The 12,982-nt window shown below is 44.3% G+C and carries 10 protein-coding genes and 1 pseudogene; 9 read left to right on the forward strand and 2 right to left on the reverse strand.

The features are described from left to right. Window positions 1–166: 166 nt before the first annotated feature. From serC to JMX03_RS06655, 6 genes and pseudogenes are all read left to right on the forward strand, one after another. Window positions 167–1,276, forward strand: coding sequence for a 3-phosphoserine/phosphohydroxythreonine transaminase (gene serC, locus JMX03_RS06630; RefSeq protein WP_201595391.1), 1,110 nt, complete (start codon window positions 167–169; stop codon window positions 1,274–1,276). 290 nt (window positions 1,277–1,566) lie between these two features. Then, window positions 1,567–3,399, forward strand: a complete 1,833-nt coding sequence (locus JMX03_RS06635; RefSeq protein ID WP_201595393.1) for an extracellular solute-binding protein — start codon at window positions 1,567–1,569, stop codon at window positions 3,397–3,399. 86 nt (window positions 3,400–3,485) lie between these two features. Beyond that, a complete protein-coding gene (gloB, locus tag JMX03_RS06640; RefSeq protein ID WP_201595395.1) occupies window positions 3,486–4,265 on the forward strand; it encodes a hydroxyacylglutathione hydrolase in 780 nt (259 codons plus the stop codon). Between the two features lie 42 nt (window positions 4,266–4,307). Further along, complete coding sequence (gene yejB / locus JMX03_RS06645) at window positions 4,308–5,378, forward strand: microcin C ABC transporter permease YejB (protein WP_201595397.1); 1,071 nt, start codon at window positions 4,308–4,310, stop codon at window positions 5,376–5,378. Next, window positions 5,378–6,460, forward strand: a pseudogene (locus tag JMX03_RS06650) (ABC transporter permease). The gene yejB and the pseudogene JMX03_RS06650 overlap by 1 nt, the downstream one beginning before the upstream one ends. A gap of 31 nt (window positions 6,461–6,491) precedes the next feature. Beyond that, window positions 6,492–8,183, forward strand: coding sequence for an ABC transporter ATP-binding protein (locus JMX03_RS06655; protein ID WP_455233741.1), 1,692 nt, complete (start codon window positions 6,492–6,494; stop codon window positions 8,181–8,183). 113 nt (window positions 8,184–8,296) lie between these two features. On the opposite strand, the gene folE is transcribed toward JMX03_RS06655, so the two are convergent. Next, window positions 8,297–8,893 (reverse strand): GTP cyclohydrolase I FolE, encoded by a 597-nt coding sequence (folE, locus tag JMX03_RS06660; RefSeq protein ID WP_227695427.1) that lies wholly within the window; start codon window positions 8,891–8,893, stop codon window positions 8,297–8,299. Window positions 8,894–9,249: 356 nt separating this feature from the next. Between folE and JMX03_RS06665 the strand changes: the two genes are divergently transcribed. Both JMX03_RS06665 and JMX03_RS06670 read left to right on the forward strand, forming a co-directional pair. Beyond that, window positions 9,250–10,056 carry an enoyl-ACP reductase FabI gene (locus JMX03_RS06665; RefSeq protein WP_201574849.1) on the forward strand — a complete coding sequence of 269 codons (807 nt, stop codon included), beginning with the start codon at window positions 9,250–9,252 and terminating at the stop codon, window positions 10,054–10,056. Window positions 10,057–10,200: 144 nt separating this feature from the next. Beyond that, window positions 10,201–10,902 carry a YoaK family protein gene (locus JMX03_RS06670; protein WP_201595401.1) on the forward strand — a complete coding sequence of 234 codons (702 nt, stop codon included), beginning with the start codon at window positions 10,201–10,203 and terminating at the stop codon, window positions 10,900–10,902. A gap of 58 nt (window positions 10,903–10,960) precedes the next feature. Here JMX03_RS06670 and JMX03_RS06675 read toward each other — a convergent pair whose 3' ends face one another. Beyond that, window positions 10,961–11,122, reverse strand: a complete 162-nt coding sequence (locus JMX03_RS06675; protein WP_201574847.1) for a hypothetical protein — start codon at window positions 11,120–11,122, stop codon at window positions 10,961–10,963. A 412-nt stretch (window positions 11,123–11,534) separates the two neighbouring features. Here JMX03_RS06675 and JMX03_RS06680 point away from each other — a divergent pair, with 412 nt between their 5' ends. Continuing rightward, window positions 11,535–12,956, forward strand: a complete 1,422-nt coding sequence (locus tag JMX03_RS06680; protein WP_201595403.1) for an SLC13 family permease — start codon at window positions 11,535–11,537, stop codon at window positions 12,954–12,956. Window positions 12,957–12,982 lie beyond the last annotated feature (26 nt).

Below are 12,982 nucleotides of genomic sequence, written 5' to 3' on the forward strand. Positions count from 1 at the left end.
CTGATGGCTTGCTGCAATAGCTATTGAACATAGCGATTAAGAATAAAATAGAGATAAGACTTACCTTAAGGGGTTTTAAAGCTGCAGTTCGAAAACTTGGCTTTTAGAACTTAGCTATTAAAACTTACATAACCACGATGACTTCATCATATTTAGGATATTGATTATGACCAGTAAAGCCGCTCCTAACCGTGTACCTAATTTTTCAGCGGGACCCGCTACGATACCGACCGCAGTGCTTGAGCGTGCGCAAAGTGAGCTGCTTGATTGGCAGGGGCGCGGTATGTCGGTCATGGAAGTAAGTCACCGTAGTAAAGAATATGTCACGATTACTGAAAAAGCCGAAGCTAAATTGCGCTCGTTAATGGATATTCCAGATAACTATAAGGTGCTATTTTTACAAGGCGGTGCCAGCTTACAGTTTTCAGCGATACCATTAAACTTATTAAATGGTGGGCGCGGTGACTATCTGACTACCGGTGCATGGTCAGGTAAAGCAGTCAAAGAAGCCAAGCGCTATGCCAAACTGGGTCTTGGTGAGGTTAATGAGGTCGCTACCGGTAAAGACAGCAATTTTACTAATGTGCCGGCTCAAAGCGATTGGAACCTAAGCGAAGATGCTGCGTACTTCCACTACTGCGCCAATGAAACCATTCATGGTCTACAGATATTTGAGCCACCACAAGTTGATGCGCCGATTATCGCTGATATGTCTTCTTGCATTTTGTCACAGCCAATTGACGTCTCTAAATTTGGCATGATTTACGCGGGTGCACAAAAAAACATCGGTCCAGCAGGGCTGATTATTGTGATTATTCGTGAAGACTTATTGGGGCAGGCAAGTGAATGGTGCCCGCTACTAATGAACTACGCGCATCAGGCTGAAAAAGAGTCGATGTCAAACACGCCAGCGACGTATTCTTGGTATTTGGCAGGGTTGGTATTTGATTGGTTAGAAGAGCAGGGCGGCGTTGAGGCTATTTATAAAGTGAACAAGCAAAAAGCAGATTTGCTCTATAAGACAATCGATGACAGCAGCTTCTACAGTAATCCAGTTGATCCTAAATATCGCTCTATCATGAATGTGCCGTTTACGTTAGCTGACAGTAGCCTTGATAAAGTATTTTTAGAAGAGTCAGAAGCTGCAGGTTTGATGAATCTAAAAGGTCATCGTGATGTGGGCGGTATGCGTGCCAGTATCTATAATGCGGTGTCGCTAGATTGGGTACAGCAATTGGTTGACTTTATGATCGCGTTTGAAAAAAAGCACGCTTAAGTCAGCACAGGCTTTAAAACAAAAGACGCAACTTTTATAAGCTGCGTCTTTTTTTATGGGCATTAGCGTTTTTTAAGCTAAATAATCTGTCATGTAGCAATCTTAACACTGCAAACCATTAGGTTAAAAAACTGAAGTTTGTTATGATAAAATTTTGCAGTAGTTATGAGAGCTTATGATATGGCGTTTTTTCGTTTAGTTCTCATTTAAGATGCAATACACTTTCAGTCATTAGGTAAATTCTCCATATATCCATTTGGTTTAGCAGAGGGGTTTGTTATAACTTTATTATGATAAAAAATACCATGCTAAAAACTGTCCTGTTAGTGGCAGTTGTGAGTTGGATTCCAGCCAGTATCGCGGTGCCAATCACTAATACTGCGCTTGGTCATAATAGTACCACCGAGTATATTGACGTGCCCTTTATGCCCTACGCCAATCCAAATGCGCCGACAGGTGGCACGCTCTCGCTTGATGCACGTGGTACCTTTAATGCGGCCAATAAATGGATGACCACAGGCGTGGCGATGGTTGGTACGGACTATTTATATGATACCTTGATGACTGGCTCACTCAACGAAGCCTTTACCATGTATCCGCAGCTGGCAAGCAAGGTAACTTATGACCCTGATGACACCAGTTGGATTATCTATCATATTAATCCTGCCGCGCGCTTTTGGGATGGTTCAGCGGTAACCAGTCACGATGTCAAAGCCACTTACGATGCGATACTGAATAAAGGGCCGATGTATATTCGCAGCTATTTGGGCGATATTAAAGACATTGAAATTATTGATAAGCAACGAGTGAAGTTTGTCTTTGCTTCTGATGACAATAAAGAGATTCTATTAACAGTCGGGCAGTTTCCTGTTTTTGCCAAAACTTCTATCGATGCTGACTTTGAAAAAATTAGCTTAACGCCATTGATGGGTAGTGGGCCTTATAAGCTTGGACGCGTTGATGCAGGACGCTCGGTCAGTTATATACGTGATCCTAATTATTGGGGGCGTGATTTGATGGTCAATCGCGGTCGTTATAACTTTGATATGATTAAGTTTGTCTATTATCAAAGTGATGAGATTGCTTTTGAGGGTTTCAAATCTGGTCAATATCGTTTCCGTCCGGAGAATAAAGCTTCTAATTGGGCAACCGGTTATAACTTCCCAGCCGTCAAAGCAGGTATGATTAACAAAGAAAGCATCAGCAGCGAAAATCCAGTACCGATGCAAGCACTGGTTATGAATATGCGCCGGCCAATTTTTCAAGACATTCGCGTGCGTCAAGCATTAACCGCAGCTTATGACTTTGAATGGATGAACAAGACCTTATTTCATGGGCAATATGAACGCTTGCAAAGCTTCTTTCATGGCTCAGAGCTTGCTGCTACGGGTATGCCATCTACTGCTGAGATGCAGGTGTTAACACCTTTATTATCTAAGCTTGAACCAATTCAACGTAAGGCTGTTACAGAAGAGTGGCAACTGCCCACCAGTGATGGTAGCGGTTTTAATCGCGAAGGATTATTAAAAGCCAGACAGCTATTGCTAGATGCTGGGTTTTATTATGACGATATGCAGCTATATCAGCCTGATGGCGCGCTTGCTCAGATTGAGATTTTGATGACGGGCGAAACCATGGGGCGTGTATTACTACCTTATATTCGTAATTTAAAACGCTTAGGATTCGATGCGACTCTCCGGCAAGTGGATGGTCCGCAATATTACGAGCGTGTGCGCCGTTTTGATTATGATATGGTGGTCGATGTATTCGCCCAAAGTCTATCGCCTGGTGCTGAGCAAGCGGCATTTTGGGGTAGTGCGGCGGCTGATGAGCCTGGCAATAGAAATACAGTCGGTATTAAAAACACAGTCATTGATGAAATAACAGTCGCACTTGCGAATGCTGAAAATCGTGACGAGATTGTTTTATATACTCAGGTGCTAGATCGTCTGCTGCGTGCTGGTCATTATTTAGTACCGTTATATGGCAAGTCTGGCACCAATGTTGCCTATTGGGATCAGTATCGTCATACTGAAAAGCTACCAACCAATGCCGTCGGTATCGACTATTGGTGGGTTGATAAAGAAGCAGAGGCACGTGTTAATCAATATTTAAAACAATAAATGATAGTGATTTTTAAGTTTTATTTCATATCAAAATTTTGATAAAAAACATTAGCAATAAAGATAACTACTGGTAAGGATTCAATATGAGTATTCGTATTCACCCGATCAAAGCGTTCAATGATAACTACATTTGGACACTCATTAATGAAAATAATAAGCAAGCCATTGTCATTGATCCGGGCCAAGCTGAGCCAGTCATTGCTTATTTAGAAGAAAATGAGTTGGAGCTGACCTCGATTTGGACCACTCATCATCATCATGATCATATCGGCGGCGTCGCAGAGCTACAAGAATCTTATCCGATGACGCATCTGGTCGCACACAGTGAGCATACGGTAGATGAAGATCAAACCATTAAAGATGGCAGTACGGTAAGTGCTTGGGGCTGCTCCGCGCAAGTTTGGGATGTGTCAGGTCACACTGCCAGTCACATGGCTTATATACTAGATATCGATGGTAGTAAGCATTGCTTCTGCGGGGATACCTTGTTTAGTGCGGGCTGTGGACGTGTATTTACTGGGACAATTGAGCAGTTGCATGAGAGCTTTAAGCGTTTAAATGGCTTACCAGCTGAGACGCTGCTGTATCCAGCTCACGAATATACTGCCAGTAATCTACGCTTCGGCCTATCTATTGAGCCTGCTAATGAAGCGATGCAGCAAGCATTGGCGCAAGCTGAAGAGAAAACCGCCCAAGGCATCCCGACATTGCCAGTCACTCTAGAGCATGAGCGCGCAATCAACGTGTTTTTGCGCACGCAAGAGCCGAGTGTGATTGCAGGTGTTAAGTCCAAAGTGACTATCGATGATGAGAAGTCTTTGACTGTATTTGCCGCTTTACGTGAGCTTAAAAATAACTTCTAAACGCTAAGTTGTCATACCTGTTTATTTTAGGAAGCTGCCATTATGGGTCGTTATATCTTAAAAAGATTGCTACTGATATTACCGACGCTATTTTTGATATTGCTGGCAAACTTTGTGATTGTCCAAGCAGCGCCTGGTGGTCCTGTTGAGCAGCAACTGGCACTGATCGAGCAAGGTGCAAAGGACAGTGTGCTCGGTGGTAATATCGGCGCGGGCAGTGCAGGCGGCAACGATAGCACTTATCAAGGTACGCGTGGTCTATCTGAAGAGATGGTTGCGGCAATTAATGCCCAATACGGCTTTGACAAGTCAGCCCCTGAGCGTTTTTGGCTAATGCTAAAGAACTATGCCCAGTTAGATTTTGGTGAGTCGTTTTTTAAAGGTCAGACGGTGACCGACCTGATTATAGAGAAACTACCCGTATCGATCTCGCTAGGGCTTTGGAGTACACTGCTGATTTATATGATCGCCATTCCACTCGGGGTTTATAAAGCCATGCATCATGGTTCGGGGATTGATAAATTCACTGCTATGCTGCTTGCTATTGGGCATGCGATTCCTGTGTTTGTGTTTGCTGTTATACTCTTGGTGTTTTTTGCGGGTGGTAGCTACTGGAACATTTTTCCACTGCAAGGATTAACTTCTGAAAACTTTGATCAATTAAGCGCACTTGGTAAAGTGAAGGATTACTTTTGGCATCTGGCATTACCGCTGCTAGCAAGTACAGTTGGTGGTTTTGCAGGCTTAACCTATTTGACCAAGTTTAGCTTTCTAGAAGAGCTGGGTAAGCAGTACGTACTCACCGCACGAGCCAAAGGCTTAGGCGCACGTCAGGTTCTATATGGCCATGTCTTTCGTAATGCGATGCTGATTATTATCGCTGGCATTCCAGCAGCTATCGTTGGGATTTTCTTTGCTGGTAACTTCCTCATTGAGATTATCTTTAAACTTGATGGTTTGGGGCTGCTTGGTTTTGAAGCCATTCAGCAGCGCGACTATCCGGTGATATTCGGTACGCTATTTATCTTTACCTTGGTGGGGCTGTTATTACAGTTAATCAGTGATTTAAGTTATCACTTGATTGATCCTCGTATTGATTTTGAGGGGCGTTAATGTCAAGTCATCCATTACCTTCAACGCCCTCAACCGTATCTTCTATTCCTATAGAAGAAAAACGCCGTTTAAATCCTATTTGGCAGGCACGCCTAAACCGCTTTCGCCATAATCGTCTTGGGGTGATATCGCTGTTTGTTTTTTTGGCGATATTTGTTATTTGTATGGCAGCCAATGTGATTGCCAATGACAAGCCACTACTGGTGCAGTATCAAAGCGATTACTATTTTCCAGTGTTAAAAGCATATCCTGAGACGACTTTTGGCGGGGTATTTGAGACCGAGACCAATTACAAAGACCCTGCGGTGCAAACGCTGATTAACGATCAGGGTTATTATGTGATGCCGCTCATTCCCTTTGCCGATCAGACGCCAAACGTTGAGTTGGGTATTCCCTATCCGGCCGCGCCTAATAACCAGAATTGGCTGGGTACTGATGATATGGGTCGTGATGTATTGGCACGGATACTTTATGGCATGCGAGTGTCACTGTTGTTTGGTCTGGCACTGACGCTAGCGGGCGCATCGATTGGCGTCATCGTCGGTGCGACACAAGGGTAATATGGTGGCTGGGTGGACCTGGCAGGGCAGCGTTTCATGGAAGTGTGGGGCGGTATGCCGCAGCTGTTTATGATTATTATTTTGGTCAGCTTGTTTAGCCCTAGTATTACTATGCTATTTGCGATGATGCTGTTATTCGGTTGGATGGGATTGGTCGGTTTGGTACGGGCAGAGTTTTTACGGGCGCGTAATTTTGATTATGTCCGTGCTGCTCGCAACCTTGGCGTTTCGGACAGTCAAATCATGCTTAGGCACATCTTGCCCAATGCGTTAGCCTCAAGCTTGTCCCAACTGCCGTTTATCTTAACCGCTAATATTATTGCTTTAACAGCGCTAGACTTCTTAGGGTATGGTTTACCGCCTGGGTCACCATCGCTTGGTGAGCTGATGGTACAAGGGAAAAACAACCTCGATGCCCCTTGGCTGGCCTTATCTGGATTTTTCAGCTTAACCTTTATTTTATCATTGCTCATCTTCGTTGGCGAAGCGCTGCGTGATGCCTTTGATCCGAGGCGCTCCTGATATGACAACTGATAAGATGATAAACGCTAATATGATAACTGCTACTGAGCAAAATAATCGTCTAAATGACAGTCATAGCAATACACAAAACAAGCTCATGCTGATAGTAGATGAGCTTAGCATCGCCACCAATGCAGGTACTGCTTTAGTCGATAAGCTAACGTATGAGCTTAGACAAGGGCAAACGCTAGCCATCGTTGGTGAGTCGGGCTCTGGTAAATCGATTGCCAGTCTCGCATTGTTGGGCTTGTTACCCGACAGTTTGACCGTTACCGGTGAGGTGCAATTAGCAGATGCAACAGGAATGACTGCATTATCTATAGCCAATGTCAGTGTCAGTGCCAGCAATAATAATAAGGCGCGTAACGCAGCACTACGTGCTGTGCGTGGTCAGCGCATCGGTATGGTGTTCCAAGAGCCAATGACGGCGCTTAATCCATTACATACGGTTGCCAAGCAAATTGCAGAGTCTCTGCATCTCAGCGGTGTAGCCAAAAAGCAATGGCGAGAGAGAAGTATCGCTTTGCTAGATGATGTCAATATTAGCGACCCTGCTGACAAGCTAAATCGCTATCCGCATGAGCTATCGGGTGGTCAACGTCAGCGGGTAATGATTGCTATGGCATTGGCACAGCAGCCTGATATCTTAATCGCTGATGAGCCAACCACCGCGCTTGATATCACCTTGCAACATGAAATTCTCGCCCTGTTAAATAACCTTAAGTGTCAGCACAATATGGCGATGGTATTAATCAGCCATGATCTCAATTTGGTTAGACGCTACAGTAATGAAGTCATCGTCATGCGCCAAGGTCAAACGATTGAGCAGGGGAAAACTGCAGATGTGTTTAGTCAGCCTAAAGCCGACTATACTCGCACACTTATTAAGCAAGACTTTGGGCAGGCGCTAAGTTTATTCGCTGATAGCAGTGAGCAACTAACCGTATTGCAAGTCAGTAACCTACAAGTGCAGTTTCCTGTAGAGAAAAGTCTATTTGGCGGTACCAAACGCTGGTTTGATGCGGTAAACAATGTCGATATGACCCTACACAAAGGGCAGGCGCTGGGTATCATTGGTGAGTCAGGCTCTGGGAAAACCACCATTGCCCTTGCGCTAAGTCAGTTACTCAGCAATCAAGCGCGTGTCAGCGGTCAGATAATGGTCAATGGACAAGATATTTCGGCATTATCAAAACGTGAGCTACGCACCTTCCGTTCGCAGATTCAAATGGTATTTCAAGATCCCTTCGCCAGTATTAACCCGCGTATGACGGTCATGCAGATAGTGGAGGAAGGATTGCTAGTGCAAGGCGTTGATAAAATATCCCGCCAGCAGGCAGTAATGGATAGTCTTGCTACTGTGCATTTGCCGTTAGCGTTTGCGCAGCGTTATCCACATGAGCTATCAGGTGGTCAGCGTCAACGCGTGGCGCTTGCGCGAGCACTCATTATGCAGCCAAGTCTATTGATACTGGACGAGCCCACTTCTGCACTTGATAGCACCACGCAAGTTACTGTGGTCAGTTTGCTGCGTGAAATTCAGGAAAAAATGCAAATTAGTTATGTATTTATCAGTCATGATTTAAAAGTAGTACGCGCCTTATGTCAGCATATTATGGTGCTAAAAGAAGGCGCGTGCATTGAGTATGGTCGTACTGAAAAGGTTTTTAATAATCCAGAGCATTCATACGCTCAGCAGTTATTGCAGGCAAGTGTGCTATAGCCTAAGTAAAAACTTGTTATAAACTCTCACCATATAATCAACAAAAAAGGACGCCTAAGCGTCCTTTTTCATATTTCTTAATGTGTTTGTCTTAACTATCAGTTAATAGATCCTTAAAACGCTGGTTGACGCTTAGGGACTGCATTTAAAAACTCATTGCGCGCTTGATTGTCATGAACAAACTCGCCTAGCATGGCCGTACTACGAGTCGTTGAATGTTGCTTGTTGACACCGCGCATCATCATGCACATATGGGCAGCATCCATGATGACAGCTACGCCGCGACAGTCTGTCACATCCATGATGGCCTGTGCTACTTGTTCGCTCAGGTTTTCTTGAATCTGTAGACGACGGGCAAACATATCGACGATACGGGCAAATTTCGATAAGCCCAATACTTGTCCATTGGGCAAATAGCCAATATGGGCAACGCCATGAAAAGGTAGCATGTGGTGTTCACACAATGAATAAAATTCAATGTTTTGTACCAAAACCAATTCACGGTTAGTCGATGGGAATACCGCCTCATTGACGACTTCATCCAAGTTTTGATGATAGCCTTGAGTCAGATGTGCAAATGCTTTTGCCGCCCGCATAGGCGTATCTACAAGACCGGGACGCGCCAAGTCTTCGCCAGTTGAGGCGATCAGCTGACGATAAGATTCGATGCTTTCTTGATAATCTGATGTTGTTATTGGGGTGTTACTCATAAGTTTGGCAGCCATCCAAAATGTGGGTATAGCTTAACGCTAAATCCTAAGGATCTGTTAGATAATCAAACAGACCCTAGTTATAAACAAAGGTTATAAAGGATTTTAGCAAAAATGTGCAAGCTGGGAAGGGCTGTGATTATACTTGAAATTTACCCAGTTTAATACTGCTAAGCCTAATGTTAAGCATTTAACCTAGCGCTAAAAATGCCTTAAAATGGTATTAGTTTACGACTGTTTACTTAATTTGATTCGTGTATAATGAATCATCTGATTATTTTGCTGCCATTAAGCAGTGTTTATTTATCATCTCGAATGTATTTTGCATGCATCCGATCGGTCAACAAGGAAATATTATGCTACTGCAAGGACAACGCTTTGTCGTCACTGGTATCGCCAGCAAACTCTCTATCGCATGGGCCATTGCCGAAGCGCTGCATCGCGAAGGCGCCTCTTTAATCCTAACCTATCCCAACGACAAAATTAAAAAGCGCGTCGATATGGCAGCTGAGCAGTTCGAAGCGGATCTTGTGCTTGAGTGTGACGTCGCATCTGATGACTCTATAGCTGCTTGCTTTGAGCAAGTTAGCAAGCATTGGGGTGATGGTATCGATGGTGTGGTACATGCGATTGGCTTTGCACCCATGGATCAGCTTGATGGCGACTTTACCAGTGCGACGACCCGCGAAGGCAGTCAGATTGCGCATGACATCTCTAGCTATAGCTTTGTGGCATTGGCCAAAGCCGCGCGCGAGCTGCTTGCCATGCGTAATGGCTCTATGTTGACCTTGACCTACGAAGGCAGTATTTCAGTATTACCCAACTATAATGTCATGGGCATGGCCAAAGCCAGCTTGGAAGCCAGTGTGCGTTATTTAGCGACTTCATTGGGCGGTGAAGGTATTCGTGTGAATGCCATTTCAGCTGGCCCTATCCGCACGCTTGCCGCAAGTGGTATTAAGTCATTCCGTAAGATGCTGGATATCAGCGAAAAAATAGCACCACTGCAGCGTAATATCACTCAGACAGAAGTAGGTAATGCCGCATTATTCCTATTATCACCATGGGCTTCTGGTATTACTGGTGAGATTATGTTCGTGGATGCAGGTTTTAATACGGTTGCTATTAGTGAGCAGCTAATGATGCTCGATGAACCTAAGTAACGATGCTCCGTAATGATGCTGCATCATAAGCTTTGATCATAAACGATATAACTTAAAATACAACGAAGACAGCCAAAAGGCTGTCTTTTTTGGTTATACTAATGGCTTTTTTTGATCATGAGCTTTTAGGCTTAGGCGGCGAATATGATAACCAGACTTCCAAGGTGGATATTTTGGGGCGGGGCGGTGTTGGCATTCAGCGCGGGCTGTGTCAATACCGCTGCTTTGATGGGTTTTACTAGACTGTCTGTCTCACATGTCACTGGAAACGTCAGTTTGTTTGCTGCTGCCCTTGCGTACCTTGACACCAGCAGTATACTTTTTATTGGCGCCGCATTATTATCATTTTTGGCAGGAGCGATACTCAGTGGGTTTGTGATTGGACAGACTTCGCTAAAGTTAGGCAGGCGTTATGGAAGTGCACTATATATCGAAGCCGCGCTGCTGCTGATTAGTTATTTGCTCTACCAACAACATGATTACTTGGGGCAATTAGCCGCTGCGATGGCTTGCGGATTACAAAACGCTATGGTTGCGACCTATAGTGGCGCGGTCATTCGTACTACGCACTTAACAGGGTTGACCTCAGATATGGGGGCTGCAATTGGCAACTGGTTAGCAGGACGTTCAATCAGTAAGCCTACGCTTGGCTTTCAAGCCATTATTTGGTACTGCTTTTGTGGCGGCGGCGTCGTGGGGGCATTTTTATATGCCAGAGTAGGCTATGGTGCTTTTCTTTTGCCTATCGCGATTGTGCTCCTTGCTGCGTTTATATATAACTATGCTTCAGACCATTTACCCGAAATCAGGCAGCCAGACTCAAAAAAACGCTCATCAAGCCGATAAGCGTTTTTGCATGCTTTTATAAAATAGGTTTTATGAGGACAAACAGATAAATAAAGACTTATTTATCTTCATCCTCACTATGATCTTCATGCTCGTGTAGACCTTGCATCATATCAAGCGCACAGTCATCCGTACGCTGCTGATCTTCTTTGGCAAGGTCATCTTGGTTAATATCTTTCGGTGCCAACTTAGTGGTTGAATCAACTTTATTGCGTGGCATAAAACACTCCTGTTTATAGTTATCAGATTACTATCATCAGTTGTTAAATTAATTAGCGGTTAACACTGATTTAATGACCTATTCAGTATGTAATATTGATTATTATTTGTACAGGGTTAGACTGAGCGAGTTTAGTGACTGTGTGTAAATGCGGTGTACACATGGTGTAACTTAGACAGTATCGATGCATTTAAGTATCATCGAGTGTTTTTTCGACCTGCAGTGCTGTTTGTCATAGAGTAAATAGGCTCTGTATTTGTTTTATAATGGATCGACTATAGCGATAGCGTATCAGTAGAAAACAGTTGCTGTTTTGTGAGCGCATTTTTAAATTTTAATACTTTTTAATACTAGGGCGTATTGAATATTGGTACATACGTCCTGTTCTAGGGTGCTGTAATAAGGACGTTTTATGTCAAAGCAAAAATTAGATAGTCATCTTCCTACAGATGGCAACGAGTATTTATTTACCGATACTTTCCCAAAGGGTACGGGTAAAGGGCTAGTCGTAGTCGCAATCGCTGCGATTATCAGTATGGTTATCTACAACGTATTACCATTCGATGTTAACGCCAATAAAGGCCTAGCAATGTTGTTTTTTATCGGCGCATTGTGGCTAACTGAGGCTGTACACGTCACCATTACCGCGATTTTGGTTGTCGTCGTGGGGGCGCTGATAGGCATTCCAGATTTCGATGCCAAGATTGGTTTACAGAGCTTTGCCAGTCCGACTATCTATCTGTTCTTCGGTGGTTTTGCGCTAGCAGCCGCTTTGCACGTGCAGCAATTGGATAGAAAGATTGCCTTAAAGATTCTGTCAATGTCAGGTGGCAAGCTTGGTACGGCGGTATTTTTGATCTTCGGTGTCACTGCGTTTTTATCCATGTGGATATCGAATACCGCCACCGCCGCGATGATGTTGCCCCTGGCTCTTGGTATCTTAACCCAAGTCGATCGTGAAAAAGATCGCGGTACTTTTGTGTTTGTATTACTGGGTATTGCCTACTCAGCAAGTTTGGGCGGATTGGGTACCATTGTTGGTTCACCGCCCAATGCGATTGCAGCAAAAGCGCTGGATATCGCCTTTGTCGATTGGATGAAGTTTGGTGTGCCAATGATGCTGGTACTCTTACCAGTCCTATTGGGTGCGATGTACTTTGTATTAAAACCCAAACTTAATCGTCAAGTGACCATCTCTGACGAAGCGCCTATTCCTTGGAACAAGCCACGTGTAGTGACCATTATTGTTTTTATTATCACTGCGTTGAGCTGGATATTTTCCAAAAAGATTGGCGCCGCACTTGATATTACTGATACGGATGCCATCATCGCACTGTCTGCCGCAGCCGCTGTGGTCAGTCTAGGGTTGGTATCATGGAAGGAGGTGTCGGACAACACTGACTGGGGTGTGCTCATGCTATTCGGTGGTGGTATAGCCCTATCGACAGTGTTAAAAGTATCAGGTGCCTCTTTGATACTTGGTGAGACGGTCGCCAATGCGTTATCTGTCGCACCGCTTATCGTGGTGATGATTGCGATATCTGCATTTATTATCTTTTTGACTGAGTTTGCCTCCAATACGGCTTCTGCGGCACTGTTAGTACCAGTGTTTGCCGCTATCGCTGAGCAAATGGGACTGCCTCGCGAAGTCTTGGTATTGGTCATTGGTATTGGTGCCTCTTGTGCCTTTATGCTCCCTGTTGCCACGCCACCAAACGCGATTGTATTTGGTACTGGCTTGATCAAGCAATCAGAAATGGTACGTACTGGAGTGATATTGAATATCATTGCGACATTTGTGGTTGGGTTATGGGCGTATTTCTTCTTAATCTAGTCAACAAATAGCCTGCAAAAAACCGA

The sequence above is a fragment of the Psychrobacter fulvigenes genome (assembly GCF_904846155.1).
GTDB lineage: Bacteria > Pseudomonadota > Gammaproteobacteria > Pseudomonadales > Moraxellaceae > Psychrobacter > Psychrobacter fulvigenes.